This window comes from Paenibacillus thalictri, assembly GCF_004307995.1.
Taxonomy (GTDB): domain Bacteria; phylum Bacillota; class Bacilli; order Paenibacillales; family NBRC-103111; genus Paenibacillus_AF; species Paenibacillus_AF thalictri.
Map to the genome: position 1 here is coordinate 28,205 of NZ_SIRE01000002.1, position 26,442 is coordinate 54,646.

The following is a 26,442-nucleotide window of genomic DNA, read 5'->3' on the forward strand; positions in this document are numbered from 1 at the left end:
AGGGCAAATCGTTATTTGGTCCAGGAGACGTCGCGGAAATTAACTTGGGCCAGCTTGTTGATTACAACGCCGCCGATTTCCTTTTTGCCGGGCCAATACACATTGCTTGTATATTGCGGAAGGTACGGCACATCCTTCATCGCAATCTGCTGCACTTCTTTGTAAAGCTCCGTGCGTTTGCCTTTGTCGACCTCGGCGCGTGCCGATTCCAGCTTTGACGTCAAATCCTTGTTGTCGTAACGGGCGCCGTTTAATCCTTTGGGAGCCAGATTATCCGGGTGGAAGAAGCTGAAGAGCAGTGTGTCCGGGTTTACGGCCGGGAGCAGTCTCGAGGTCGTGTCGAAATCGCCGTCGTTCCGCCGCTTGTTGAAGGTGGGCGTATCCACAAGATCGAATTCGAGGTTGATGCCGACCTTTGATAAATATTCCTTCTCCAGCTGCATCGTATCGGTGACTCCGGTTGCCGATGTGGTCAATTGCTTGATCGTAATGCCGCTGTCATAACCCGACTCCTTCATCAATGCCTTGGCTTTCTCGGGATCGTATTTGTAATGAACCGTATCTTCGGTGTAACCGTCCATCCAATCCATCAGCAGGCTGTTTGCCGGAGCTTGCAGCTTAGGCGAGATGGAATTGACGATTGAGCCGTAATCAACCGCATACGCGTACGCTTGCCGTACTCGAATGTCCTTCAAGTATTTGTTGGAAAGGTTAAACACCTTCAGCGACGCCGCATAATTGTCCACATGGTTCATCTTGAAGCCTGCGGCCTCCAACTGGTCGAGCGATTCTTGGCGGCTGATCCGCATCGCCAGATCCACTTCCCCATTCTGCAGCGCAATCGTAGCCGTCTGATCATCCTTGATGATGCTGAAATCGATGCGCGGAATCGGCGCCGGACCGCCGTAGTAACCCTCATTCCGGGTCAGCACAATATGGGAATTGGGATCAATGCTCTCCAGCGCATAAGGCCCCGTGCCGACGGGATGCCATTTGAACTGGTCGCCGTATTTTTCCACCGCCTCCTGTTTGACAATTTGCCCTTGGTGGTAGTTGGCCACCTGATGCAGGAAATTGCCGTCCGGTTTCTTCAGCGTAATAACGACGGTGTAATCGTCCGGCGACTCGATGGACGCCACATTGTTAAATTCGGCTTGATAAGGCGATGCGGTCTTCGGATCAAGGATGCGTTTGTAGCTGTAGACCACGTCTTTGGCTTTGAATTCTCCCAATCCGCCCTGCCACTGCACGCCTTTGCGCAAATGGAATGTCCAGGTTTTATTGTCGGGACTTTCCCATTTCTCCGCGAGATCGGGAATAATTTTGCCGGTCTGCGAATCGTAGGTGGTGAGGCCGCTAAAGATGTTGAAGGCGATATTTTCGTTTTCGATACGGAAAATGGAAGCGGGGTCGAATCCCGCGGGATCGTCGTAAAAACGAACCTTCAGCGCTTTTTGCTCTACGGCGGCTCCTCCGGTTCCACCGGCTCCGCTTTCTTCCGCTTTCGGTGCGGCGCTTTCGCCTCCGCAGCCGGCAAGCAGCAGCGCGCCGGTTAACAAGAGTCCAATCAACGGCATGCTGCGTCGTTTTGCTTTTTCCATCCGGACTCCCCCCTCTTGTATCGGATTAGATGATCGGTTTAGATCGCTTGGGAAACGACTTTACGTTCTGCCGATATGCTCTGGAAATAAGCGATGGCCATCTCCTTGGCGACAACATCGGCGTATTTCTGATGCATGTCGTACAGATTCATATAATGGGAGGCCTCAGTCCGGTCAAAACAGCATTCCGCCACAGCTCCCATCTTAAACCGGAAGGTCGCTCCATCCACCACCGTAGCGCGGACACAACCGCTGGTCGTTTCCCCGGCGCAGATGACCGTATCAATCCCCAGCGCATTCAGTTGAAACAGCAGCGGCGTGCCGTGGAAGGCGCTGGCCGCCGCCTTCTCGATAACAAGCTCGCCGGGCAGCGGTTTTACTTCCTCCACAATCTGCGTGCCAAGCCGCTTCTCCTCCTCCGTGAGCGGAATTTCGCCCTTGCGGCCGCCTCCCCGGCTCCAGGGAAGCACTCCCGTATGGAGGCCCTTCACATGAATGACGGGAATGCCGTTGTCCCGGGCGGCGGCGAGCAGCCCGACGGTTTCGTCGACGGCCTGCCAGCCCTCCAGCCCCGTACTCATCGGCCACTTTTTCACGGATTGCATGATCGGCTCCCTTGCAAGTCCCAGTACGCTGTAGTAAATATCGATCAGCACCAAGGCCGGATTTTTCCCGAAGCCTGCCGGCTCCTTTTTCCCCCACAGTTTGTCGTGTTCCTTATCCCGCTCGCTTAAAAATGGCTCCCATCCGTACATATCCAATTCCTCCTTCATTTAGTTTTATTTTATATAGTAACCGCGCGCCTCGCGGCGACTTTCCCGAAATAATCGACGGCATAATCAAGATCCACAACATCGGCGTATTTCTGGTGCATGTCGTATAAGTTCATATGATGGGACGCTTCCGTCCGATCGAAGCAGCATTCGTCAACAACGCCCATCTTAAACCGGTAAGTCGCCCCGTCCACCACGGACGCTCTGACGCAACCGCTGGTCGTTTCTCCGGCGCAAATGACCGTATCGACGCCCAGAGCGATCAGTTGGAACAGCAGCGGCGTGCCATGAAAGGCGCTGGGAGCCGACTTCTCAATGACCAGCTCGCCGGGCAGCGGCTTCACTTCTTCCACAATCTCCATGCCTTTCTTGCGCAGTTCCTCCGTCATAGCCGGGTTCTTTTTCCTCCTGCTGCGCATCCATGGCGTGATTCCCTCCATCCCTTTCACATGAATGACCGGAATTCCGCTATCGCGCGCCGCCGCCAGCAGTATGGCCGTACGGTCAACGGCCGCCCATCCTTCAAGCCCTGTGCTGGATGGCCACAACTTCATCGATTCGAAGATCGGTTCGCGCCGTAAACCAAGGACGCTGTAATAAATGTCGATCAGGACAAGCGCCGGCTTCTCTCCAAAGCCTGCCAGCGCCTTCTTCCCCCACAGCTTGTCATGCTCCTTGTCGCGTTCGCTTAAGAATGCTTGCCAATTTGCTTTCATGCGGTTTCCCTCCATTTGTTTGGTTTAGCGTCACTTTCGTAAGGTTTATGTTATTTTATATAACATTGTTTCCCTTGACATAAATATAAAGCGAGATTTTTCTAATGTAAATAATCTATTTTTCATGATTACATTCATAAAATGAATGCATACCCTACATATATGTTAGTTATTATTACATAATATTAAATAAAACATAAAATTATGTAACTTTAATGTTATAATATATAACAAAATATAGTGGATGGAGGGAACATCATGACTCTTGAACAAATGGAAACTTTCGTAGCGATCTATCGATCGGGAAGCTTTCAGAAAGCCTCGGAGAAACTTTATATTCCCCAACCGACTGTATCGCATCGAATCAATCAATTGGAAAAAGAGCTGGGAAAGTCCTTATTCATGAGGGGAAAACGGGAAATTAAGCTGACGCCGGAGGGGGAAGCGTTTCTGCCTTTTGCATTAAAGGCTTTGGCGGCAGTCATTGATGGCCGGGACGCCATCGAGCTTGTAAAAAAAGGGGCCATAGGGAAGCTGACCATCGGCTGCAACAATTCGTATGCGGCTTGCGTCCTGCCTCGAATTATAGCCTCCTTTCTATCGAGATATCCGGATATTTCGGTCCAAGTGCATACTTACGCCGCCAATGAGCTTGTGCGGCTGATTAAAAACAAGGAGTTTCAGGTAGCGATCACCCGGTACACCTCCAACGATCCCCACCTGTCGTATCATCTGCTCCACAGCGAGCCGACCATGCTGATCGTCTCCACCTCCCACCCGATGGCCAAGGCGGGAAAAGTAAATCTTGAGGAGGCGCTTCGCGAGCCCGTCATCTCTTACCCCCGCGAGACCCAATACAGTAAAGAGCTGGAAGCTTCGCTCAACCAACAGAACGTGAAATTTACGACACGGTTCGAAACCAACAATCTTCAGCTGATCAAATGGTTAGTAGCAAGAAATGCAGGCGTATTTTTCTATTCTCCTTCCTATATGCAGCAGGAAATCGAGCGCGGCGAGCTGATTGCCGTCCCGCTGCAGGACGATCCGTTCCCGCGCAGTCAGACATATCTCATGTATTACGAGGATCCCCTTAACAGCTTGGATCAGCTGCTCATTCGCCACTTGAAGGAGCATTATTGGAATTTGACCGGGATCGGCTGAAACCGAAGCCATGGAAGCCGGGCTTTGGAGCGCTTGCTCCTGCCCGGGCACCACTTGATGAAAGCTGCATGGTCAGGCCATGGTGGAAAGCATGGAAAGCGTAACCTCATACTCCAGCCTCTGTCCTTGCTTAAAGCGCCTGAACTCTGCCATCATGTAATCCGCCATTCGCCAAACCTCAGCCGCGGCGAGACCGGCAATATGGGGGGTAAGAAATAAGTTGGGCAATTGCCAAAATTCATGCTCCGGCGGGCAAGGCTCCGGATAGGTAACATCCAGTATAGCGCATCGCTCCGGCTTCTCTCTTAGTGCCCTGGCGAGGTCCGCTTCAACCACCTGAGCCCCTCTTCCCGTATTGATAAAGGCCGCGTTGTTTTTCATTAATGTAAAAAGCTTGTAGTCCAGCATGCCCACCGTTTGCGGATTATTGGCTATATGATTGGAAATGGTTTGACACTCCGAGAATATTTCCTCCAGAGAGCTCTTTTTTACCCCAAGAGAAATCGCTTGTTCCTCACTCATAAACGGATCGTAGACAAAAATATCGACGGAATAACTTTTCAGCATATGGATAACCAGTTTGCCAATCATGCCGGCCCCCAATATCCCTACCTTGGTATGGTAGGTGCCCGGAAATGCTCTTGTTGCCAAAGCGTTGGCATCTGCATAGCCCTTTTCTCTGAATAGGGACATAGCCAAGTAATAACCCTTATTGGCTTGAACGATTTGCGAAACCGTAAATTCGGCCACCGGAATGGCCATCGCTCCCCACGCGCTGATCACCTTGACTCCGCTTTCAAGAAACGGTCCGGCAAAATACCGGACAGATCCTGCCGCGTAAAATACAGCCTTCAAATTCGGAAAGTAATCGCGAACTTCCGCTTGCGTAAAGTCCTCCATATCCCAGGTCGCAAAAATGACATCGATATCTTGCAATTTCTCCTTAAACGTGTCCATGTTGGCCCTGCTTATGATTTCATCAAGCATATCCAGTTCGGATGAGAGCTGGGCTTTTCTCCCCCCTCCAAATACATAGTCGATTTTGATACCGTTTTTGCTTACAAAACAGCCTTTCATCAGCCAGCTCCCCTTTATTTCAATTGGTATGTGGGTACGATAAAACGGCTAAACAGGGAGCGGCGAGCCAATGTACCCGCAAAAACTCCATGTAAAGCCGTAGCATGCAACGCTTTTTTATTTACCGTCCAAAGGAATTTTCCATATCAATCTTCACTTCGGTTTGGACCGTCTTGACAAACTTGGATGACGCGATAAGCTCATTCAGCTTGGTTTCGTATGCGTCCGCATCGATGGGCACGTTGACGATCGTTTTGTTAAAAGATGAGAGCATAATCCCATTGGCAATCGTCACGGAGTTTAAGCCTTCATACCCATAAGCGATCAGTTCCCCGCTCCCCTGCATGATCCGGCGGAAAAATGCCTCAGCCACCACATGATGCCCCGTCTTCGTGCTTGGAATCGGGATTTCGGTATACCAATTTTCGACACGGCCAAAACTTAAATCGGTTTCCTTCAAGAAGGTGAGCATAGGCTGGCGATTGCGGCACATGACCAGCTTGTCGTCCTCGTACACCAGCTTGCCGTTATCCCCGACAATTTCCAGCCGGTTCGTTCCGGGGGATTCCGCTGTGGATACCACCAAGTGGCCGATCATGCCTTCCGGATGCTCGAAATAAGCCGTGACTTCGTCTTCCACTTCAATATCGTGATATTTGCCGATATGCGCGTGTGCGCTGATTTTCTCCGGCAGTCCGAAGAGCCACTGATACATGTCAAGTGTGTGCGGGCATTGATTGACAAGGATGCCTCCGCCTTCTCCCGCCCAGGTCGCACGCCAGCCGCCGCTGTTATAATAGGCCTGTGAGCGGAACATCGTCGTATTGATCCAGGTCACCCGCACCAGCTTGCCCAGTTCCCCTCCCTGAAGAATGTCTTTTATTTTGCGGTAATGGGGGTATAAGCGCTCTTGGAACATCAGCCCGAATTCCAGGTTCGGATAGGTCCGTTTCGCCTCTTCGTAGGCTTGCAGCATCCGCTTGGCATCGTTCACATGAACCGATATCGGCTTTTCGCACAAGACGTGAATCCCGCGGGCAAACGCTTCAATAGCAATGGACGGATGATCGTAATGCGGGACCCCGATAATAACCGCGTCCGGTTTGATTTCATTAAACATCTCATTCACATCGAAGTAAGCCGCGGCACCCGTTTCCTTGGCGAAATATTCAGCTTTTTTACGGTCGATGTCGCATACTGCGGCCAAATGCACGTAGGGCATATCGCGCAAATACATTAAGTGGGTTTTCCCGATATTCCCCAAACCAACAAGAGCTACGTTTAATCGTTCCATGTGATCTCTCCTATTCTGCAAGCACTTTTTTTATATATTGAATATAAGCGGGCAATGATGTTTCAGGCTCGTCTAACGTCGGCACCCATTTTTTTTCATATTCCAACGACAACCACCCCGTATAACCGCCTTCCTTAAGCAGACGGACGATTTGGGGAACCGGCACTTCGCCGTCTCCGATCAAAGTTAATCGTTTTTCGCCGCCTTCCCTTATGGCGTCTTTGACATGCGTGTGCCGAATCCATGAGGAAAGGTTCTTATAAGTCACTTCCGGCTGCTCCCCGTGCATAAATGGATGCTCGAAATCCCACAACAACCCAATTGCCGCGCTCTGCGTCAAACGGAATACTTCCGAGACAATTTCCTGATTGTTGAAGTCGCCGTGTGTTTCAAGCAGCACTGTCACGCCTTTGCCTTCCGCATATTGGCCGAGCTGCTCAAGTCCCCTCGCCACCTGCCGGATCGTATCGGCTTGCTTAGCCTGATCGGGGATTTTGTCTCCGAACACACGGATGTAGGGCACTCCAAGCTTTTCAGCCAAAAGAATCGTCTCTTGCCCCTCCGTAATGGCCTTATCGAATTGTTCGTTATCGTGAAATGAGCATCCCGTATCGAGGCAGCAAATTTCCAGGCCTAGTTCCTTTAATTGGACTTTGGTCCGCTCGATGTTTTGCGGCAGAAACGGACGGGCCTTCGGGAGATACATCTCGCCTTCTATACCGCGAATTTCGATTCCGTCGTACCCCAGACGATGGGCTTCGGACACGATCGTATCCCAATCCCATAAGGGGCATGCCAAAGTTTGAAAAGCTATTTTCATAACACCCTCCCGGTTGTTCATTTAAACTGAATTTCAATACTCATCTCATTCTACCAAGACGAACCCTAGTCTACCTTGCATTATTCGCTGATTTATTTAACCTATTTCATGATAAAATAATAAACGTAAATGTTAGGGAATGGAGGTACCGTGATGAGACTGATCGCCTACAAGAACATTATGCAGGAATCGTTCCCGTTCACCATTCAAATTAAGGATCATACGACGTTAAATTCGCCCATTCACGCCCATGAATATTTTCAAATCTGCTATGTCCAGAAAGGCAGCTGCATTCATCATCTTCGCGGCAAAACAGTTGTTCTGGTAAAAGGAGACCTGTTCTCGATTCCCCCGATGTACGAGCATAAGCTTGAAACCCTACCCGGGCACGACATCGAAATCGTTCATATTGATTTTCTGCCCACACTCATGGATCGTCATATGGCGGACTTGTTTGATATGGACAGCTTTATCGATTTTGCTTTCATTCAGCCGTTCGTACAGCTTAATGACACGCTTCTTCCAAAGCTGAACGTATCGTATGCCAGACAACGGATCATAGAAGAATTAATTAACGAGATGCTGGAGGAATTCGCCTATAAATCCGCGGGTTACGAGCTGATTATCAAATCCGGCCTGCAGAAGCTGCTTGTTTTGGCAGGCCGCGAATTTTTGAATTATACGGAAAAAGCCGAAGAACACCGCATCATTCACCTGCATCGCGATCATTTGGAACAAGCCCTGTCGTATATCGAACAACATTACACCGACAATTTAAAACTTCAAGATGTAGCCGCCAAAGCGGCCATGTCCCCATCCTACTTTACTTCCATTTTCAAGCTGATCAAGGGAATGACGTTTATCGATTATGTAAACGAGATCCGGTTGAACGAAGCGGTCAGACTGCTGAAAGGTCACCCGGAGCTGAGCATAGAGCGAATCGCCGAGTTATCCGGCTTTAATCACGTTACCCATTTCTACCGGATGTTTAAAAGAAAGCTGGGCATACCCCCGGCCCAATTCCGCCGAAATTAAGCTTGGGGTGAATTGCCCGCGCACGCGAATCTGAAGGCGTAGGTTGCGGCGCTGCACGGCAGTCGGACGAATCCCAGATAAGCGTAGGTTTCGTCCCGCTGCCCGCCCGTTACGGCGTTTCATTATTGAACGCTTTTCTGATAACGTTCGCATGCATCCTGGTATATTTTCACGATATCATCCATCCCCATGCAACCCGATTAAGCGGGCATATAGCGGTCATATAAAGTTTAATAGGGTCATCCGATCATCGGACGGCCCTAATCTGCATAGTCTTGAACTAATAAAATCTGAACAACCTGTCACACATTGATCCGGCTATATAACAGAGTTACAGCGAAGCTGCGTTGTTAACCAGCGCGTATTGTTTTATATGCGCAGGCTCGGTGCTGGTTATAAAATCAAATGACCCTTCCGTATAATGGACGGTAACCAAAATGGATGAGGGGCATTGATTCATCGATACCGGCGACTCGGCATATTGCGGCGTTAAGCTTAATTCTTGTCCGCGGTCGGACATATTGACGAGGAAGATTCCGTTCTGAAGATTCAAAAATTCCCCAACCGAGGCCTCGGCCATTTCATCCGCCTCGGAAAGTGGCTCCCCGGCGTAACGGGAAGCTGTTTTTATCCAATTGACACGGTCCGAAACGATATAGGTATACATGGTCAGTTCCCCTTGGATCTGCTGGAAGGACATCCATTCATAAGCTATCGGGGCATTCCATTCCTTAAATTCCAGCCAAACATGCGGATCAATAAACCGGATCACGTTTTTGACCAGCAGCGATAAATAATCTACGATCACCGCGGGGTACATCCCTTCCCTCATCTTCAACATCGCGTCGACAAGCGTGCGGATATCGCCATTCTTAATGGAAGCAAACTGCTCGTCCGACAAGCCGTGCTCTTTTTTGTATTGAAACAAAGTCATAGCAATTTGATATAAGTTCATATACTTTTTCTCGACAAGGGCTTGCGCTAAAAGCAGGTGATTGTTTTTGTGCGAAGACAGCAGCCCGTTTAATTGTTCCTCCGTTAAAAAGCCGGCTTCGACGGCAATTTCTCCGAATTTTTTATCTTTTTGCATCTGTTGAGCATGAACTTGTTCCGCCTGCTCCACGCTTAATAACCCATCACTGACCGCTAACAACCCCAGCTTGACATGTGTTTTCTTTTGGTGCTCCCATACCTCTTCCAATTGGGCGAAGTTAATATACCCTTTTTCCAGCAAGTAGTATCCGAAATATTGACTAAACATGCTGCTCCTCCCCCCTGTACAAGTATTTGGACAAAATCAGCTCTACATTTTCGGGAGTAACCGGCTTCTGAATAAAATCGCTGACCCCGGTTTTAATCGCTTTTCTTAAATTGCCTTCCGTACCTACCGATGAAACCATAATGACAATAATCGAAGGATCGATCTGCTTGATGTCGATAAGCGCTTCAAGTCCGTCTTGTTCGGGCATCACAATGTCCAGAAATACAATCGAAATGCGATTGGTTTTACAAATGTGAACAGCCTCTTTACCGTTGGCGGCTTCCAATACTTCAATTCCGTCTTTTTTCTCTAACATCTCTCTTAGCTTTTTACGGATCAGTAAAGAATCGTCACACACCAGAACTTGGAATTTGGAACTCATCATCACGTTAATACACCTGCCCCTTCTCGACATTATTGTTGCATTTCCATTATATTGAATGAAATTCATCGTTTTTTTAAAGCAATTTTAAGTTTTTCTAAATTTATACAGTTTATTTTTTTCCAAAGGTTATGTAAATTCATTTCATTCGAGAGGAATTTGACAAATTTCGTCAAATATTTATGTAATGTATTTCGGAGGTGTCGGGGATGGAACTATTCAGGAACGGCTATTTTTGTTTGACTGCGGAAGGGGAAACCGTTTATATCACCGTATTTGCTCAGCAGTTTCCTCTCAAGGATTTCGAATTGGTCCTGAGGCAGGTTCCGCGCGTGCAAGTGACGAACTTCTCCGCTCTGCGCAGCGCCGTTCTCCAAAAAACAAATACGCCCGTAGAAATCGGGATCATGAAACCGGACATTGAAATCGAAGTCAGTAAAGATGATATGCAGGCCAGCTTCAAACTGAATCTTCCGGCGGAAGAGCTGCAGACACATAAAGCGGCTATCGTGAACCGTATTATGGACCAGCTAAAGCTGGCCGGTGTCGTTGACGGCATCTTATATGAAGTGATCTCCAGCGATTTTCCGGTGCAAAAAAGCGTTGTTGTCGCCCGCGGCATCCCGCCGCTCCCGGGAGAAGACGCATCCGTGACATATTTCAGCTTGTCGGAACGAAAACCGACGATCCGCGAGGACGGCAGAGCGGACTACTACGAGATCAGTTTTATTGACGAGGTGCAGGCCGGCGATTGGCTGGGCGAGAAAGTGCCGGCCACTCCGGGAACCCCCGGAAGGAACCTGAAGGGTGTCCCGATCCCGCCGCAAAAAGGCCGGGATAAGCCGCTCATTTACGATAAACAGTCGATATCCGAACACGAGGAAAACGGCAGCATCGTGCTTCGTTCCAAGATCACCGGAGCGGTTCAAAAGCTGCAAAATAAAATCAGCGTGCAGGAGCTGCTTGTGATTAATGGCGACGTCGGTCCGAAAACCGGCAACATCGACTATGACGGTTCCATTAAAATCAAAGGCACGATTCACGACGGCTATTCGGTAACGGCAACCAAGGACATCTCCATTCAGGACGAAATGGGGCTTGGCGCGGTCGAAAGCATCGTATCGAAAACGGGAGATATTTTTATCAAGGGCGGCATATTCGGCAAAGGACGGGCGACAATACAAGCCGGGCGCAACGTATTTGTAAAAAACGCCCAAGACTGCTCGATTACTGCCGGGGACAACATCCACATCGGCCTGTACGCGATTGGCTGCAACCTGCAGGCAAAATATATTTTGCTCGACAAGCGGCGGGGCAAAATTATCGGCGGCCATGTCCAAGCGAAGGTACAGATCGTCACGGCGTTCATCGGCAACGAATCGGAGCGGCCGACCAAGGTGCATGTAGAAGGTTTTGACCGCAGAGAAGTGATGAAAGATCTGGAACTGGTGCTGCAGGAATACAAGAAGGTGCTGGCCGAGCTGGAGCATTTGCGCAAGGAAGTCGATCTGTACGAGGAATATGTCGACATGCTGAAAAATTCGGAAATGAAAGCCTACATGACGCATATGGCGAAATTCGAGGAGGCCACGATGAAGGTGGCTAATCTGGAGGAGCGGCGCAAGCGGCTGATGACGAATTTGAACACCAAGGGGGACGGGGAAGTCACCGTCCTGCAGAAGGCGTTTCCGCGCACGCTGCTGCAAATTAAAGAGATCGAAAAGCGGATCGAGCAGATTACGACAGGCAGCTTTTACGTCGATAAAAATACGTTTTTTCATTCTTAAAGGAGTGTATCCGACATTGGCGGCACCAGCCCATAAGCATATGTATTACCGCTTCGAGGGACTCCTCCTGGCTATCGATTTTTTTACCCAGCGATTCGACACGGAGCAGCTTTCCGCGGCTTCCTTCGAATTCGTCAATGAAATTCTCACCTTACATGCATCCGCCCTGTTTATGAAGGAAAACAACCGTTTCGTTATGAAGCAAAAGCGGCTGTACAACCACATTCCGTCTTATGAGATTGGAAACACGGAGAAGCTGAAGCAGCTTGTGTTGTTCCGTGGCCATACGATGGTTAGCGGACTGGAGCAGTTTCTGGAAGAGGACGACATTCGAGCTTTGCATATCAAGTGGCTTATGCCGCTGATGATCGGCGATACGCTGCACGGATTTATTGTATCGAACGGCAATATCTCCGAGGAATTCACCGAAGACGACATGGTGATGGCCAATACTTTGATGAGGCTGATCAACAATTCGCTCGAAAACAGCCTCCATTATGCCGAGCTGCAAATGTCCAACGCCAAGCTGGACCAGAAGAACTTCAATCTGTTCGCCATCAACCAAAGCACCAAGGTGCTGATGTCGGAAATGTCGCTGGCCAGCCTTCACGAAATTACGACAGACGTATTCAGCGAGGTGACGGCAAGCCAGATTACCTCGTTTGGCATTGTGGATCCGCTCACCCGAAAATTAACGATTACCGGTTACCGCAACGTCCTTGCTTATACGAAATTTTTCGGGCAATTCGAGCTGGTCACGCTAACATATGACGGCGGGCCAATCGTGCTTCACACGGGCCGCGACCGCGATCGTCTCCAGAGACTGTTCGTCGATACCGGGCTTTTCCGCGCCTTGGAAGCGGAGTATGTCATTCTGATCGTGCAGGAGCGCATCGTTGGCATGATTACACTCAGCAAACCGGTAAACGACGAGCGCAAATACGACGAACCGACCTTCGAGCTGATCGAGTCGCTCGCCAACTCCGCGTTTATTGCGATCTCCAACGCCATGCTGTTTGAAGAAGCCAACCGCCAACGGAAAAGCGCGGAAACCAAACTCAAGCTGCTGCAAACGTTAAACCGGCTTGTCAAAAATGTGAGCGAATGCGGCACCCGCGAGGAGTTATGTTATTTTACCGTCAGGACACTGCAGATGACGTTCCACATTCGCAAGGTGCTGATTTGCCTGAGGCAAGGCGACCAATATGTCGTTGTCAACGACCGCGGCTTCCATGTCGATGATTCGCAAGCAACGGGGAGGGACGAAGACGAAACGGCTTCATCTTCCATCCGCAGCCTGCCCGTTATAGGAATCGACGAAATCGGCGGCACACTGCTGGAGGGCAGCTTGCTCAGCGATTATACGGCGGAAGGAGCCGCGCTTTTATTGCCTTCGGCTTTCGTAAGTTTAATCGGATCGACAAACTGCTGTGTCATCGCGCCCTTAACGGTAGCCAACCGGCTCGTGTTAATGGAAGATCCCTACCCCCTCGGCTTCATTATCGTGCTTGAAACAGAGGGCGGCTTGGAGGAGGACGAGACGCTGCTCGTCGACACAATCGCCAAAAACATCTCGCCGATACTGTATCAGATGAGCGTGACCCGCTCCATTCAGGAAAAATACAAGCCGGACGGCAGGATGCTTTTCCTCGCCGCGCTGCAGCAAAAAATAAACGACTGGCACGAATATAGGCTTGAGTTCCACCTTTATTATAAGCCGTATCGGTCCCATCCCTTTGATAAGACCGACCCTGCAAAAGCCGAGCTTAAGCGGCTTAACGATGGGGATGGGGGCAACGGTGCCGACATTGAGCTATTTTGCTTCGACGGTCATCTGTTTGCTTTCAGTTATGAGCCGCTGATGGCGGCCGGCTGGACCGAGCTCCCGCATCAGTACGATATGGACACTGTGATGACGTATCCGGTTCAGCTGCCCTTTTCCAAATAACGAAGTTGCTCCTGCGTTAGCTGGACACGATCCGCCAGCAGGCAATCGTCCAACTGCTCACGCGAATAACAACCGATAATCGGAATGGTTGGAAACGGCTGTGACATTAAATATCCAAGGACGATCTGGGAGATCGTCAGAGATGATTCCGCCGCAAGCTGCCTTATCCGATCCAGTCGGCCACGGTTCAATTCCGAACGATAGGCCGGCTTTACCTGATCTCCGTCAAACGAATACTTGCCCGAACCCAACTTGGTAAACAAACCCTGCGCCTGTGACGAATAAGGAATCGCAGTTAATCCGCTCTCCACATGATACCGTTGCATATCGTCGCTCATGGCCACAGTCGTCGGGTCTGATATTTTCGCCGGATCTACTGCGGCCAGACTCCACGACATCTGATTGCCGGAAAATCCCTGCAGCCCTTGAGCCGCAGCGTATGCCTGAGCTTCCTGAATCCGCGCGACCGTCCAGTTGGAGCAGCCGAAGTAGCGGATTTTCCCCTCTCGGACATGTCTGTTTAGTGTCTCCAAGATTTCCCCAACGCTCCGCCCAGGATCGTCGCGGTGCAGCCAATACAGATCGATGGTTTCCACCTGGAGCCGCTGCAGGCTTCCTTCCAAATCATACGTGATTTCCTCCGGTGACATTCTCGGAATATGCATGGTACTGAGGTGGGGATGCGCACCTTTCGTCGCCACAATCAATTGACTCCGATTGTTTCTCGCCTTCATCCATCTGCCGATAATTTTTTCACTGATATTCGCTTCGAGCGGCAGCCAATTGTTGTATACCTCAGCCGTGTCGACCATATTTCCGCCAAGCTCCACGTAATCATCCATCAGCTTAAACGAGTCATTTTCATTCAGCTTGCTGCCAATCGGCACACCGCCAAGTGCCAGAGACGAGCTGACCAATTCCGTTCCGGCAATGGTTTTCCGTTTCATAGTTTATCGCCTCTATTTTTTATGATTTTTCCATTTATTCAACAGGTCCCGGGTTACCCGTCAAGTCCATTGTAATAGAGAGCGATTTCAAATAACAATGTCTACTTTTTTTGATCCGGTTTTTGCCCGCCATTCAGCACAATCGATAATTACAGCTTTCTCAATTCACGCAAAATATTGTCCGGATCCAACCGCTGCATAAAGTCCGGATTCACGTAGGCGGAACGGATCATGCCGGATTCGTCGATCATAAAGGTGGAAGGAATCGGCAGGATCCAGCGGTTCGTCGCGTTGTATTCCGCCAGGTCCATGCCCACTTGTTTCATAATGTCCTGGATGTAATCCGGAACGTCATAAAGGATGTTATAGAAAGCGGCCACGAGACCGTGCGTGTCGCTAAGCACTTGGAAGGTCAGCTCTTCTTTCTCCTGCTGGGAAAGCGTGTTGTCCGGACTTTGCGGGCTGACCGCGACCAACTGCCCCCCAAGGGCTTCGATCTCCGGCAGTAGCTTCTGATAGGCCTTAAGCTGACTGTTGCAGAACGGGCACCATCCGCCCCGGTAGAAAGTCAGAACAACAGGTCCTTTGGACAGTTCATCATAAAGGTTAACCATTTCTCCCAATGCATTTTTGAGTGTAAAATCCTTTGCCTTCTGCCCCTCCTGCCGGCCGTAAGCCATACCGGATTCCTGCTGCTCCTGGATCTGACGGAACATCTCCATTTGAATCTCCAAAGGGGTATGCGCGATAAATTCCCGTTTGGCTTCCGCTAAAGCTTGAGTTAATGACATGTTTTGCTCCTCCTTTGTAATTAAAACTTTCTCCATTGAACCGCTAAAAATTAGATGGACTTGCTGGTTCATTGTCAGGCTAAATCTCTGTTAATGATGCTTCATTCGGCAGACATCTTGGCTGGCGAAGCGAATGCCGCGATCCTGTCTTGCCTGCGCAAATGGATGATTTGGGCTGTCAAGCCAACGATAAGAATGACGAGGAGAATGCCTTGACAACCGAGGAGAAGCGGCGATTTCAGATCGGTGACAAAGGGGTGGCCGTCTGGAACACGGCGCAGCGTTTCGGAAACGGCCGGCACCATCAGCAGAAACGCCGTCAGACTGAGGCAGATCGTTTCGAGATACTTGCCCGCACGCCCCAAACTCGAAATACGCCCGATGCCGTATCCGGTGAGCAGCAGCAGGATCGTTGCCGCGCCAATGCCATAGCTGGCCGACTGATGTGCAACGAGAAATACAGTGGTAGCGCCGAGCAGCATCGAAATGAAATAGACGACACCGGATCTTGAGCGTGGCACGATCCGTCCGTAGCGAGCAAACATATATATAGCCAGCGGAATAGCGGGCAAGCTGCCGAGTGTATGCACCCAGCCAAGTAGTGAAATTCCAAACATAATTGTCTCCTTCCAGTCCTTATGGACAAGGGTGTTTTGTTTTGTTCTGTTCTGTCGATAGATTGGCGCAAGCCGATACTAGAGGCTGACTGCATTATAGCTGAGCTTCAACCACTACTCTTGGCCAGCTCGGTAGAAATTCGTGTGGTCGTTAGTCATCGGATATACTACCTACTAGTAGGTAGATAAAACGGCGAACTCCGCCGACTACTTCAAACGTCGCCCCCGTGCCAATCATGAACTAACATCACACCCGAACCACTCGACTGGGCTGACCACAACCGATATCCCATACGCAGAGTTCTTGATGTATGTCGTCCATCCATCGACGGGCAGCAGGGGGCGTTTTGCCATCATCCAGTGACCATGATGCCGTTCGAGTTCATGCCCCGTATCGGCATTTGGCGGATGAAATGCGATAATTTCGTAAATAGCGAGCTTATCCGTAATAGTATGGAGCCCGCTCTTTAGATTGGTTAAGCGAAAAGGGGTACCTCCTTTCATCTCGATCTTGAACCATCGCCGTCGCGGCTTTCATCACAAGGTACGCGAAGCGAGTCGCTCTAAGAGCGGGCCAGTCACCACGCCGAATATCTTCGGATCACCATAAGCCCGCGCCGAAAGCATCGCGCCGTGAACCGTCGCCATGAACGCTTCGGCCTCGGCACGAGGGGTACTTATCAGTTGAAGTTGCCCCTGCCGCGCGCCGCGTTCTAACACGGATGTCAACCACGCCGACAAGGAGCGGAAATGCGCCCGGACCTCCAGGCCAACTTCCTCGGGCAGGACGGGTAGCTGGCTTGCCAGTAGAGCGCTGATACAAAACGGGGCGCTGGCGTCCGCGATACAGGCTTCCCAATAACCGGCGTAGCACCGAAGCAGTTCGAGCGGATCGGATATCTGAAGTTCGAGATTCGCCATCCCCGCTTCAGCTTCTTTCCGATACCGCGCAACTAGCGTTCGGACCAGATCGACTTTGCTTGGGAAATGGTGATGGATGCTCGCCTTACGAATTCCAACCACATCAGCGATGTCGGCATAACTGAAACCGTTGTAGCCGCCAGCGACGATCAGAGAACGCGCACAAGACAAGATGTCGTCAAAAGTGGTAGATATATTTGTCATGTCCACATTCTACCTTCTGGTAGGTAGTTTGTCAAATAACATAGTTGTGGAGTGGTTTTGACTTTTAAACTTGATTGACCACGTCAAATACATCCGTGGAATAAGCGAGTCTCCGATGTAGAACCCCTGCCTGGGTTGACACGAGGTCAGCTCATTTCTCATGTTCCCCTCCATAAAAAAATGACCGATGCAGCATTAATCAAGCTGCATCGGTCCCATTTATTCATCGTTTCGCCTTATAAAACTCATGATACAGCTTCATCAACGCGCGCTTCTCTATTCTCGACACATAACTCCGGGAAATCCCCAGTTCCTTCGCGATCTCCCGTTGTGTCCGTTCTTCTCCGCCATGCTCCAGACCGAAGCGGCCGACTACAACCTCTTTTTCCCGATCATCCAATATGTCCAAATTTTTATATATTTTACTTTTCTCGATTTTCAACTGCACTTTATCGACCACATCGTCAGCCTCTGTACCTAGAATATCAATCAGCGTAATTTCATTTCCCTCTTTGTCCGTGCCGATCGGGTCATGCAACGATACGTCCTTGCGGGTCTTTTTTAAAGACCGCAGGTGCATCAAAATTTCGTTTTCGATACATCGAGCCGCAAATGTTGCCAGTTTTGTCCCTTTATCCGGGGAAAAAGATTCAATTGCCTTGATCAATCCAATCGTTCCGATGGAAATGAGGTCTTCGAGATCCTCCCCGGTATTATCGAATTTTTTGACGATATGGGCCACCAAACGGAGATTGTGCTCGATCAGCAAATTGCGTGAATGCTGGTTGCCTTGCGCCATAAGCCGCAGATGCTTTTCTTCTTCGTCCTCGGCAAGAGGCTGGGGAAAAGCGTTGTTTTTCACGTAAGAGACAAGAAGCATTAATTCCTTAATAAACAAAGCGATTGCGCTGAATAAGCCCGGCACAGCTGCCACCCCCACGATGAAATTACTGCTATTTTATGAGGGCGGATGCCTAGAAGTGCATGTACTGTGTAAAAATATAACTCTCCACAGAGGAATCAGCCTTTAATACAGGGCATTAGCCGACAAGGAGCTTACTGATTTATATATTGATTCCTTGAAATTATACAGGTTCAACCAACCTATCTTTAATACTAAGAACCCAAAATGGAACAGGATTAATCAGAAATGATAATACACCGCGCTCTGCTCGCAAGACAATTTCCCCGAATGCTTCACTATTATCTATAACAACTAAATGGTCAATGAGATCCAAGTGAGAGAGTAAATTTTGTGTGGAAGTCGTGTGTCTCCTAATAATATCTTCAGTTGGAATATCATGACCGCCATTTCGCACCCTAACGGCAACTCGTTCGATATTAAGGCGATAATCGCCAAGACCCACATAAAACATCGTAACCTCGAACCCTTTTGCTCTTGCATCCCGCATAAGCCTTAATACGTTGCCACCAGCCAATGTTGTTTCCACCGAAAAATCGCGTCTATGAATTATGCATTCGCGAGCCAGTTTGATTGCCTCTTTACCGGCAGTTATTTTACGCCGGTCGGGCTGATCTGCATTAAGACTTCGGGCCAATGCATCGGGATCAATATTTACACTGATGCCAAGCATGTCCACAATCAAATTTCGAATTGTACTTTTTCCGCTACCATTATTACCGGCAAACACGTACATGATTGCGGAAGGTTCATTCATGAGACGTTCCTGGCTTGGCGATCACTTCGATTTCACCGTTGGTGTGTTCCTTTACAATTTCCCCCTTACCGGTTTTATACACAATGTAAGTCCCGTTTGCTTTTGCATCCAGCTTAGCCCGTTCCCCGGTCAGCTTAATGAACTTTGATAAATCTTGAATACGGTCCATGGCAGTTTTCACCGTCCAATTTCTAATTCATCGTTTGACAACAGTATAACACACTGGTTAGTTTTCATACGAATTCTGCGTGTTTGAAGCTGCCGACTCTGATATCGCTTGTTCCGCCTCTTGAATCTAACTTTGCTTGGTTCCATGTTTGCAGAACTTGCGATTTTCCATTGTAACCAGTTACTTCAACGTTACTAATAGAACAAATTTTCAGTACTTACCGAAAGGCGAACTTTCTTTTACAATGGGAGACGTAATAAAAACTTAACCACGGAGGTATGAACTAGTGAAATATCGCAGACTTGGCGGCAGTGGCTTGAAGGTTAGTGAAATCAGTCTTGGCAGCTGGATGACCTACGGGGGTTACGTGGAAAATGAAAAGGCCGTCACATCGATCGAGCAGGCCTACGACCTTGGAGTCAATTTTTTCGATACGGCTAACGTATATGAACAAGGCGAAGCGGAAAAAGTGGTCGGCAAAGTGCTGAACGCTTATTCGCGCGAATCTTACGTGCTGGCGACCAAAGTATTTTGGCCGATGGGCGAAGGTCCAAATGATCGCGGCTTGTCCCGCAAGCATGTGATGGAGCAGTGCCATGCCAGCTTGAAGCGGCTCGGTACCGACTATGTCGACATTTATTATTGCCACCGCTACGACCCGGAAACACCGGTTGAAGAAACGCTGCGCGCCATCGACGATCTGATCTCCCAAGGCAAAGTGCTGTATGCCGGCATCAGCGAATGGACGGCGGCTCAAATGCAGGAAGCGCTGACGATCGCCGACAAGTATTTGCTCGACAAAATTATCGTCAACCAGCCTGTCTATAACATGTTTAACCGTTACATCGAAAAAGAAATTATTCCGCTGGGCACGAAAAACGGCATTGGACAAGTTGTGTTTTCGCCGCTCGCGCAAGGCATATTGACCGGCAAATACCGCGCGGGCGCAGCCATTCCGGAAGGCAGTCGCGCGGCAAGCAAAAACTGGGGGGAAAACAGGCTGGCGGAAGCTCAGCTGGTCAAAGTCGCCCAGTTGGAGGACATTGCCGGCGAGCTTGGGATCAAAGTATCGCAGCTAGCGTTGGCCTGGATTTTAAGGCAGCCAAATGTCGCCAGCGCTTTGGTCGGCGCAAGCCGGCCGGAACAGGTAACCGAGAACTGCGCCGCTTCCGGCATTTCTTTGGATGCCGGCACGCTGGAGAAAATCGAAGCCATCTTAAACAGCTGAGCATTTTCAAAAGCAAACGAAGCAAACAAGCCGGGCACAAACCCGGCTTCTTGCCGTTTAACGGAAGTGATGTTTACCAAAAGTGCCTGCCGATCTTTGCCTCGGGAGTGCTGTATTCAACCACAATTTCCCAACGCACACAAGTCCCGCGCGTCCGTTCCAGCGTCACATGGCGGCTGTTAAACCCCACTCGCCCTCCCGCAGCAGCAAAAAAACGGACTGCCGGAAACACCCCAACAGTCCGGTTCATCTTAATCAGCCGCTCCTTATACCCCTTCCCCTTGCCCCGCCGCGGTAATGATAATCCGCCGGTCGATTGGCGTGAAATCCGTCATATACACCGTAAATTTCTCTCTGCTATGAGTTTCGCTTCCCCTCATCACCGTCGTATAGGTATGCTCGCCAAATCCGCCCTGCAGGCGAATATCGTCCCCGTCCCGCCGGTAGGTGGCTGCGCCGCTTTTTAAAATAACGCTGCGGCCCGCTTCCCCGGGAATGATGCTGTCTCCGGTTTCCCATTCTCCCCCTGGCTCAAAAATCAGCTCCAGCTTGCAGGGCAGCCGTTCGATGCCTTCAGATACGACCTCCAGGCAAATTCCTTGCTCCTCCGCCGTAATATGAACTGTCATATCGTAGGTCTGCATCTGAATCTTCTCTCTTGCCGCGTGATCCATCTCGCGCCATACATTTGTCGGCGAACCGTCTGCAAACGGTCTGACGTACCCCCACTCGCGCCGGTAATGCAGGCTGTAGCCGCGCTCCGTCTGCTCAATACGCTCCCCCTTGAATTGACCTTTGCTGAAAAAAGTGCCCGCAAACTTGACGTACACTTTATTGGTGCCGTACTGAAACTTCAGAAACGTGCTGTTGTTTCCAACAATCGTCATTGTGGTCTGATCCGCACGCCTCCGCACGACACCGGAATCGGCGAACCAAACCTCATAATCCCGAGCCGGCTTTTCGGTGTCCGACTCATAACGGGCCAGCCCCTCATCCAGCATACACAAGGTCAAATAATGGGGCATAGGCACCGTTGCCGCCATATCCCTCAGAGAATCCGCCTTCTTAACCAGGCGGTCCGTGAGCTCAAGTAAATATTCGGACATATGCGCATACACCTTGTTGTTTGTCCGGTAAGCCATCAGGAAATAATTCTCAAAATAATTGACCGGATACGACTCTTTCCCGTTATCCTGTCTGGTCGAGTTCAGCGTAAACAACGTATCGTCGGGTTCGATATAGTTCAGCACCATGTTTAAATTCCGCTCTACATGCGCAAGCAGCTCCGGCATCGCCAATTCTTCCGCCATGATAAGCAGCGATCTGTTGTTGATCACATTGTAAATCCCGACGGAGCGCTCGGTGTATTCGCCTTGTTCGTCGCAATCGATGCCTTCATTTAGGTACAGCTGAATCTCGTCCTTCAGTTGGTCCTCACCTAATATGTTGGTCAACAGCGATAAAGCCGAAGCCATCACCCAGCGGTGATTCGGGGTATGAAAACCCCCTTCCACCATACCCTTGGCGGATTGGCGGAAAAATTGCAGCAGCATGCCGCGAATGTCCTGCTCCTGCTCGTTATGCCGCGAATACTTCTCCACCAGCTTGTACGTATACCCAAGCACTTGTACGGAAAAAGCAACCGACGTCGCATCGTGAAAATTCGTTTCTTTCAAATCAATCGTTCCGTCCTCATGCTGCTCACGCAGCAAGTTGTCCAGGTAGAGCCGGGCGCTTGCCAGCAGCTCCGGCTTACCGCAATAGACGGAATCGGTGTTGTAATACAAGCTGAGCAGCACATCGGCACAATGGGCCGATGTATTCGGCTCGCTGAACGCTTTGGGCGGTGACACGTTGCCTCCATATTCGCGGGAATGAGCGTCAAGACATTGGTATTTCAGGATAAACGGCACAAATTGCTCCGTAATGCGTACAATACGCGAATAATGATTGGTAAACATGCAGATTCACCCTTTCATCAAAATTATTAGGTAAAAAACTGTGACCGAAGGTCATTCGGCTAATATGCATACATACAAGAGATGGCGCTCAGGAGCGCCATCTCCGCAACTGCCATATCCGGGGCTGCACATGCGCAATACGTGCCTTAAGTTCAGCTGTCATATTCGCCTGCAAACGCGGCGCAAGCGCGATATATATCGAGCTCACCAAGACCCTTCCCCCGCTTTCGCCATACCTCTTATTGCTTAAACGTCTTGTTGTACAGGTCTGTTTTTTCCTTAATAATTTGATCCATGCCTCTGGATTTCAATTCATTCTGGAATTGATTGTACGCGGCGTTGAAATCGTCGGCGGTGACCATTTTGATCCAATATTCCTGCTCAATCTTGACGATCTGCGGGTTGTTTTTCAGCTCGGCGTCGATCGGCTCGTTGTATAAAATATCCGGCACGGCTTCTTTCGCCGCGATTTGGTTGGATTTGACGGCAAAGTCCCCATAAGGCGCAGCGGTCAGCTTCAACAGCGCATCGACTTCAGCTTGTGACATCGGCGGAACCCCGTTGAAGATCAGCTTCAAATCGGGCATAATCCAGTTCATCGTTTTATTGTTTTCATCCGCGTTGATCGGCGTTGGCACGCCGTTGTCCATTTTATAGTTTTTGCCTTCGATGCCGAAGGCCATCGTTTTGACTACATCCGGTTTCGCCATCCAGTTTAAGTACTTGACGACGGCATCTTTATGCTTGGAGGTTTTCGGCGTGAACAAATAAAGTCCAAGTGGAGCGTAGTTCGTCTTGTAATAATGGCCGTCCGCATTTTTGAATGCTTCGATTGGCGTCAGCTTGGCATCCGGCACATTTTTTTGCAGCGTAGAATACAAGCTGGGCACGTTGTTGTATGGGACCCAAGCGCCTTCCGTAAAGAAGCCGACCTCGCCTTTGTTAATGTTCTGAAGCTGGACCGTGTCGTCCGTTGTAGCAAATTCCTTGCTGATCAAACCGTTTTTATACAGCGTATTCATAAACTGCATAAACTCTTTAAAGCCTTCGCGGGCAGGCTCGGGTGTCGTAAAGCGCGTTTTCACCGAGTTATCCTTAAAGAAAGAAGTCATCAAATCATAGAGCATAAATTCAGTGCTGAATTTTTTCGGGTCCTGCGGGATTCTTCCCCACGGAGTCAATTTGTTCGCTCCTACGCCGGCCGGGTCTTTCGCTTTAAACGTCTTCAGCACCTCGACCAATTGATCCGTCGTGGTCGGCACGCTTAAGCCCAATTTATCCAGCCAATCCTGACGGATAAAAGCGCCGTAATGGTTCGTATTGGTTCTTCTGGCCGGGATTGCATATTGCTTGCCGTCGATCACACCGGCCGCCAGCACGGGATCGCCCAGCACCTTCTTCAAGTCGGCGCCGTATTTGTTCAACGAATCCGTCAAATCGGCGAGGCCGCCGGACAACGCATACTTAGTGAACAGCAGCCGGTTATACGTAAATACGATGTCGGGCGCATTGCCTGCCGCAAGCATTACATTCAGCTTGTCTTCCTCCTGGCTTCTGGGAACGGTGACAAAGTTGACCCGTACCCCTTCTTTCAGCATTTCCTGCTGAATCCATTTGGTCCACTGATTATCCTTCAACGTGCCTTGCCCTTCCGGCGTGTTGTTTCTGTCGAACAGCTCCACCGTCAAATCTTCAATTTCCTGCGGTTTATTAGCAGTTGCATTGGCATTGGCATTTTGCGTCTGACCCGTGCTGCTGGCGGCGCTGCCGCTATCTTTGCTCGGCGCGCTTGCCCCGCCCCCACCTCCGCTGCACGCGGTTAAGAAGGCGGTTAAAGTAACCAGAGAAACAACCATTTTTGTTTTTTTCATCATTCCGGCTCCCTTCGTTATCCATCATTTATTAAAAGAAAGCTCTTTCGAGAAAGACGCATATGCGCCCGAAAGGAAGCTTTTCTTGCAATCCTGCCGTTTCTACGATTTGAGCGAACCGATCAAGGCTCCTTTTACAAAATATTTCTGCAGCCATGGGTACACGACCAAAATTGGCAAAGTGGCATACATAATCGACGCGGCTTTCAGCGATTCCTTCGGAATGTTTTGCTGCGAGCTGCCTTCCATCAATTGGGCCGTCTGCCCTTGCAGCACAAGCTCTCTGAGCTTCAATTGCAGCGTAAATTTACTGCTGTCGCTGTTGTACAGCAAAGCATGGTAAAACTCATTCCAGTGGTCCACGGCGTAAAACAACGTAAGCGTGGCGATAATCGGCAGCGACAGCGGCAGCATAATTCGGAACAAAATGCCGATATCCGTCGCCCCGTCCAATTTGGCCGCTTCATCAAGCTCAACCGGCATCCCTTGAAAAAAAGTTTTCATTATAATCAAATTAAACGTGCTGATCGCTATCGGGAAAATCAGCGCCCAGACGCTATCCAGCAGCCCCAGAGCTTTCACCACCAAATAAGTGGGGACGATGCCGCCGCTAAAAAACATCGTGAACAAAATAAACATCCATATGCCTTTGCGGCCGATCAATCCCGGCTTAGACAACGGGTATGCGCCAAACACGGTCAGCAGCAAGTTCACCAGAGTGCCGACCACGGTCAGGTACGCCGTAAACAGAAAAGCCTGATTCATGCCAGCATTGTGAATGACAGCCTCGTAAGCCAGCCACGTCATATCCACCGGGAGCATGACGACCTTGCCGGACGTAATCGCCGCTTCGTCGCTTAGGGATCTGGCGAGCACATGAATAAAGGGGAAAATTGCCGCAGCCGCCAGCACCACCATGATCAGAACATTAATCGCTTGAAACATGTAGCGCCCTTTGGTTTTGCCCAAGTCCCATCTCTCCCTTCGGATGTAATACATTCAATTTAATAAATGCTTTCGCCGGTCGCCCGCTTGGATAAAGAATTGGCCCCGATCAGCATGATAAAATTCACCAGCGCCTGGAACAACCCGACCGCCGTCGAATGGGCTACGTCGGCATTCAGCAATCCCAGCCGGTACACGTAGGTGCTGAGCACATCGCTGACTTGAATGACCGCGCCGTTGCCCATCAGGAAGGGCTGGTCGAACCCGACCGACATCAGGCGTCCGATGTTCAGAATCAGCAGTACCACAATCGTCGGCAGGATACCCGGCAAGGTCACATACAAAGTTTGCTTCCATCTTCCGGCGCCATCGATTACCGCGGCTTCATACAACGTAGGGTCGATGCTGGTCAGCGCAGCCAAATAAATGATCGCTCCCCAACCGATGCTTTTCCAGATACCCGAGAGGACATAAACGACAATCCACCAGGACGACTCTCCCATGAAATAAATCGGCTGTCCGCCAAGCAGGACGATCAGTTCGTTTATGATGCCGTCGCGAGGCGAAAGCATCGGGATGATGAGGCTTGCCACCACAACCCAAGAGATGAAATGCGGCAAATAAACGATCGTCTGAATCGCCCGCTTGAATTTGACGCTGGTCAGCTCGTTGAGCAATAACGCCAATAGTATCGGCCCCGGAAACCCGAACAGCAGCGACAGAAAGTTAAGCACCAAGGTATTACGCAGCACCACGTAAAAATCGCTGTTGGAAAAAATGTCGCGAAAGTTATCCAGACCAATCCATTCGCTGCCAAAAACCCCCGCGAATATATTGTAGTCTTGAAATGAAATGACCACGCCATACATCGGCGCATAATGGAAAATGAGATAAAAAGCGATCACCGGCAGCAGCAGCACATAGAGGTACCGGTCACGCCACATTTTTTTGAGCTTCCAATGCTTATTGACCTGAATGGCGCCCCGGCCATGAATCCCGCCGGCGACAGCGCTTTCAATATTACGGTTTCCTTCCAAATCCAACGTCCTCCTTCCGTCCGCGCTTTTTCCTTCCGTCCGCGCTTTTGATAAACGGCGGCATGTATGTTGTTATGCAGCGCTTAACTTATTTTGACACAAGACGTTCCGGGTCTACAATAATGAATGACGCCAATTGCAATTCGTATGAGCAAAGATACTTTTGTCATTTACGCCTTTTTTCCAATCAAGAAAAATGACTAATGCATGTGCTTCT

25 protein-coding genes are annotated in these 26,442 nt (G+C 49.9%); 5 read left to right on the top strand and 20 right to left on the bottom strand.

The features are described from left to right. Positions 1 to 11: 11 nt before the first annotated feature. Genes EYB31_RS00440 through EYB31_RS00450 form a run of 3 tightly spaced genes read right to left on the bottom strand, consistent with a single transcriptional unit; the run spans position 12 to position 3,090 of the window. Positions 12 to 1,601, bottom strand: a complete 1,590-nt coding sequence (locus EYB31_RS00440) for an ABC transporter substrate-binding protein (RefSeq protein ID WP_131011305.1) — start codon at positions 1,599 to 1,601, stop codon at positions 12 to 14. A gap of 38 nt (positions 1,602 to 1,639) precedes the next feature. Beyond that, a complete protein-coding gene (locus tag EYB31_RS00445; RefSeq protein ID WP_165452125.1) occupies positions 1,640 to 2,356 on the bottom strand; it encodes an isochorismatase family protein in 717 nt (238 codons plus the stop codon). Positions 2,357 to 2,385: 29 nt separating this feature from the next. Next, positions 2,386 to 3,090, bottom strand: coding sequence for an isochorismatase family protein (locus EYB31_RS00450; RefSeq protein ID WP_165452126.1), 705 nt, complete (start codon positions 3,088 to 3,090; stop codon positions 2,386 to 2,388). Positions 3,091 to 3,348: 258 nt separating this feature from the next. Between EYB31_RS00450 and EYB31_RS00455 the strand changes: the two genes are divergently transcribed. Further along, a complete protein-coding gene (locus tag EYB31_RS00455) occupies positions 3,349 to 4,251 on the top strand; it encodes a LysR family transcriptional regulator (protein WP_131011308.1) in 903 nt (300 codons plus the stop codon). 72 nt (positions 4,252 to 4,323) lie between these two features. On the opposite strand, the gene EYB31_RS00460 is transcribed toward EYB31_RS00455, so the two are convergent. From EYB31_RS00460 to EYB31_RS00470, 3 genes are all read right to left on the bottom strand, one after another. Further along, the gene (locus tag EYB31_RS00460; protein ID WP_131011309.1) at positions 4,324 to 5,328 is read right to left on the bottom strand and encodes a hydroxyacid dehydrogenase; all 1,005 of its coding nucleotides are present in this window, start codon (positions 5,326 to 5,328) and stop codon (positions 4,324 to 4,326) included. Between the two features lie 121 nt (positions 5,329 to 5,449). After that, positions 5,450 to 6,622: a Gfo/Idh/MocA family protein gene (locus tag EYB31_RS00465; protein ID WP_131011310.1), complete on the bottom strand. Its 1,173-nt coding sequence runs from the start codon at positions 6,620 to 6,622 to the stop codon at positions 5,450 to 5,452. 10 nt (positions 6,623 to 6,632) lie between these two features. Further along, on the bottom strand, positions 6,633 to 7,442 hold the full coding sequence (locus tag EYB31_RS00470) for a sugar phosphate isomerase/epimerase family protein (RefSeq protein WP_131011311.1): 810 nt from the start codon (positions 7,440 to 7,442) through the stop codon (positions 6,633 to 6,635). A 153-nt stretch (positions 7,443 to 7,595) separates the two neighbouring features. On the opposite strand from EYB31_RS00470, the gene EYB31_RS00475 reads away from it, so the two are divergent. After that, on the top strand, positions 7,596 to 8,477 hold the full coding sequence (locus EYB31_RS00475) for an AraC family transcriptional regulator (RefSeq protein ID WP_165452127.1): 882 nt from the start codon (positions 7,596 to 7,598) through the stop codon (positions 8,475 to 8,477). Between the two features lie 331 nt (positions 8,478 to 8,808). On the opposite strand, the gene EYB31_RS00480 is transcribed toward EYB31_RS00475, so the two are convergent. Both EYB31_RS00480 and EYB31_RS00485 read right to left on the bottom strand, forming a co-directional pair. Beyond that, the gene (locus EYB31_RS00480; RefSeq protein ID WP_206105413.1) at positions 8,809 to 9,738 is read right to left on the bottom strand and encodes a cyclic di-GMP-binding domain-containing protein, MshE-related; all 930 of its coding nucleotides are present in this window, start codon (positions 9,736 to 9,738) and stop codon (positions 8,809 to 8,811) included. Further along, complete coding sequence (locus EYB31_RS00485; RefSeq protein WP_131011313.1) at positions 9,731 to 10,123, bottom strand: response regulator transcription factor; 393 nt, start codon at positions 10,121 to 10,123, stop codon at positions 9,731 to 9,733. Before EYB31_RS00485 ends, EYB31_RS00480 begins: the two co-directional genes overlap by 8 nt. 206 nt (positions 10,124 to 10,329) lie before the next feature. On the opposite strand from EYB31_RS00485, the gene EYB31_RS00490 reads away from it, so the two are divergent. Next, positions 10,330 to 11,907, top strand: a complete 1,578-nt coding sequence (locus EYB31_RS00490) for a DUF342 domain-containing protein (protein ID WP_131011314.1) — start codon at positions 10,330 to 10,332, stop codon at positions 11,905 to 11,907. Between the two features lie 16 nt (positions 11,908 to 11,923). Continuing rightward, on the top strand, positions 11,924 to 13,855 hold the full coding sequence (locus EYB31_RS00495; RefSeq protein ID WP_131011315.1) for a GAF domain-containing protein: 1,932 nt from the start codon (positions 11,924 to 11,926) through the stop codon (positions 13,853 to 13,855). Here EYB31_RS00495 and EYB31_RS00500 read toward each other — a convergent pair. The 7 genes from EYB31_RS00500 to EYB31_RS40000 all read right to left on the bottom strand — a co-directional run bounded on the left by EYB31_RS00500 (position 13,834) and on the right by EYB31_RS40000 (position 19,183). Continuing rightward, positions 13,834 to 14,802: an aldo/keto reductase gene (locus EYB31_RS00500; RefSeq protein ID WP_131011316.1), complete on the bottom strand. Its 969-nt coding sequence runs from the start codon at positions 14,800 to 14,802 to the stop codon at positions 13,834 to 13,836. The two genes, EYB31_RS00495 and EYB31_RS00500, sit on opposite strands and share 22 nt — an antisense overlap. Positions 14,803 to 14,951: 149 nt before the next feature. Further along, positions 14,952 to 15,593, bottom strand: coding sequence for a peroxiredoxin-like family protein (locus EYB31_RS00505; protein ID WP_131011317.1), 642 nt, complete (start codon positions 15,591 to 15,593; stop codon positions 14,952 to 14,954). 101 nt (positions 15,594 to 15,694) lie between these two features. Then, positions 15,695 to 16,210: a hypothetical protein gene (locus tag EYB31_RS00510; protein ID WP_131011318.1), complete on the bottom strand. Its 516-nt coding sequence runs from the start codon at positions 16,208 to 16,210 to the stop codon at positions 15,695 to 15,697. A 537-nt stretch (positions 16,211 to 16,747) separates the two neighbouring features. Next, complete coding sequence (locus EYB31_RS00515) at positions 16,748 to 17,335, bottom strand: TetR/AcrR family transcriptional regulator (RefSeq protein WP_131011634.1); 588 nt, start codon at positions 17,333 to 17,335, stop codon at positions 16,748 to 16,750. Between the two features lie 223 nt (positions 17,336 to 17,558). Next, entirely contained in the window at positions 17,559 to 18,260 is a 702-nt protein-coding gene (sigK, locus tag EYB31_RS00520; protein WP_131011635.1) for an RNA polymerase sporulation sigma factor SigK, read from the bottom strand. Positions 18,261 to 18,420: 160 nt separating this feature from the next. Next, positions 18,421 to 19,014 (bottom strand): ATPase, encoded by a 594-nt coding sequence (locus EYB31_RS00525; RefSeq protein WP_131011319.1) that lies wholly within the window; start codon positions 19,012 to 19,014, stop codon positions 18,421 to 18,423. Further along, entirely contained in the window at positions 19,007 to 19,183 is a 177-nt protein-coding gene (locus EYB31_RS40000; protein WP_165452128.1) for a hypothetical protein, read from the bottom strand. Before EYB31_RS40000 ends, EYB31_RS00525 begins: the two co-directional genes overlap by 8 nt. A gap of 286 nt (positions 19,184 to 19,469) precedes the next feature. On the opposite strand from EYB31_RS40000, the gene EYB31_RS00530 reads away from it, so the two are divergent. Then, positions 19,470 to 20,411, top strand: a complete 942-nt coding sequence (locus tag EYB31_RS00530; RefSeq protein ID WP_131011320.1) for an aldo/keto reductase family protein — start codon at positions 19,470 to 19,472, stop codon at positions 20,409 to 20,411. 73 nt (positions 20,412 to 20,484) lie between these two features. Here the strand turns inward: EYB31_RS00530 and EYB31_RS40005 are convergent, their stop codons facing one another. From EYB31_RS40005 to EYB31_RS00550, 5 genes are all read right to left on the bottom strand, one after another. After that, complete coding sequence (locus EYB31_RS40005; RefSeq protein WP_165452129.1) at positions 20,485 to 20,661, bottom strand: hypothetical protein; 177 nt, start codon at positions 20,659 to 20,661, stop codon at positions 20,485 to 20,487. 16 nt (positions 20,662 to 20,677) lie between these two features. Next, complete coding sequence (locus EYB31_RS00535; protein WP_131011321.1) at positions 20,678 to 22,372, bottom strand: hypothetical protein; 1,695 nt, start codon at positions 22,370 to 22,372, stop codon at positions 20,678 to 20,680. Between the two features lie 239 nt (positions 22,373 to 22,611). Beyond that, positions 22,612 to 24,246 (bottom strand): extracellular solute-binding protein, encoded by a 1,635-nt coding sequence (locus tag EYB31_RS00540; RefSeq protein ID WP_131011322.1) that lies wholly within the window; start codon positions 24,244 to 24,246, stop codon positions 22,612 to 22,614. A 99-nt stretch (positions 24,247 to 24,345) separates the two neighbouring features. Beyond that, entirely contained in the window at positions 24,346 to 25,212 is an 867-nt protein-coding gene (locus EYB31_RS00545; RefSeq protein WP_240761979.1) for a carbohydrate ABC transporter permease, read from the bottom strand. A gap of 35 nt (positions 25,213 to 25,247) precedes the next feature. Then, positions 25,248 to 26,225, bottom strand: coding sequence for an ABC transporter permease (locus tag EYB31_RS00550; protein WP_240761980.1), 978 nt, complete (start codon positions 26,223 to 26,225; stop codon positions 25,248 to 25,250). Between the last annotated feature and the right edge of the window lie 217 nt (positions 26,226 to 26,442).

Excerpts from the sequence above, each read along its gene's own strand:
- EYB31_RS00470 (WP_131011311.1), bottom strand. The coding sequence starts at position 7,442 with ATGAAAATAGCTTTTCAAACTTTGGCATGCCCCTTATGGGATTGGGAT.
- EYB31_RS00450 (WP_165452126.1), bottom strand. The coding sequence starts at position 3,090 with ATGAAAGCAAATTGGCAAGCATTCTTAAGCGAACGCGACAAGGAGCAT.
- EYB31_RS00480 (WP_206105413.1), bottom strand. The coding sequence starts at position 9,738 with ATGTTTAGTCAATATTTCGGATACTACTTGCTGGAAAAAGGGTATATT.
- EYB31_RS00515 (WP_131011634.1), bottom strand. The coding sequence starts at position 17,335 with ATGACAAATATATCTACCACTTTTGACGACATCTTGTCTTGTGCGCGT.
- EYB31_RS00460 (WP_131011309.1), bottom strand. The coding sequence starts at position 5,328 with ATGAAAGGCTGTTTTGTAAGCAAAAACGGTATCAAAATCGACTATGTA.
- EYB31_RS00510 (WP_131011318.1), bottom strand. The coding sequence starts at position 16,210 with ATGTTTGGAATTTCACTACTTGGCTGGGTGCATACACTCGGCAGCTTG.
- EYB31_RS00475 (WP_165452127.1), top strand. The coding sequence starts at position 7,596 with ATGAGACTGATCGCCTACAAGAACATTATGCAGGAATCGTTCCCGTTC.
- EYB31_RS00505 (WP_131011317.1), bottom strand. The coding sequence starts at position 15,593 with ATGTCATTAACTCAAGCTTTAGCGGAAGCCAAACGGGAATTTATCGCG.
- EYB31_RS00525 (WP_131011319.1), bottom strand. The coding sequence starts at position 19,014 with ATGAATGAACCTTCCGCAATCATGTACGTGTTTGCCGGTAATAATGGT.
- EYB31_RS00445 (WP_165452125.1), bottom strand. The coding sequence starts at position 2,356 with ATGTACGGATGGGAGCCATTTTTAAGCGAGCGGGATAAGGAACACGAC.
- EYB31_RS00440 (WP_131011305.1), bottom strand. The coding sequence starts at position 1,601 with ATGGAAAAAGCAAAACGACGCAGCATGCCGTTGATTGGACTCTTGTTA.
- EYB31_RS00455 (WP_131011308.1), top strand. The coding sequence starts at position 3,349 with ATGACTCTTGAACAAATGGAAACTTTCGTAGCGATCTATCGATCGGGA.
- EYB31_RS00485 (WP_131011313.1), bottom strand. The coding sequence starts at position 10,123 with ATGATGAGTTCCAAATTCCAAGTTCTGGTGTGTGACGATTCTTTACTG.
- EYB31_RS00535 (WP_131011321.1), bottom strand. The coding sequence starts at position 22,372 with ATGTTTACCAATCATTATTCGCGTATTGTACGCATTACGGAGCAATTT.
- EYB31_RS00500 (WP_131011316.1), bottom strand. The coding sequence starts at position 14,802 with ATGAAACGGAAAACCATTGCCGGAACGGAATTGGTCAGCTCGTCTCTG.
- EYB31_RS40000 (WP_165452128.1), bottom strand. The coding sequence starts at position 19,183 with ATGGACCGTATTCAAGATTTATCAAAGTTCATTAAGCTGACCGGGGAA.
- EYB31_RS00490 (WP_131011314.1), top strand. The coding sequence starts at position 10,330 with ATGGAACTATTCAGGAACGGCTATTTTTGTTTGACTGCGGAAGGGGAA.
- EYB31_RS40005 (WP_165452129.1), bottom strand. The coding sequence starts at position 20,661 with ATGAACCGGACTGTTGGGGTGTTTCCGGCAGTCCGTTTTTTTGCTGCT.
- EYB31_RS00465 (WP_131011310.1), bottom strand. The coding sequence starts at position 6,622 with ATGGAACGATTAAACGTAGCTCTTGTTGGTTTGGGGAATATCGGGAAA.
- EYB31_RS00540 (WP_131011322.1), bottom strand. The coding sequence starts at position 24,246 with ATGATGAAAAAAACAAAAATGGTTGTTTCTCTGGTTACTTTAACCGCC.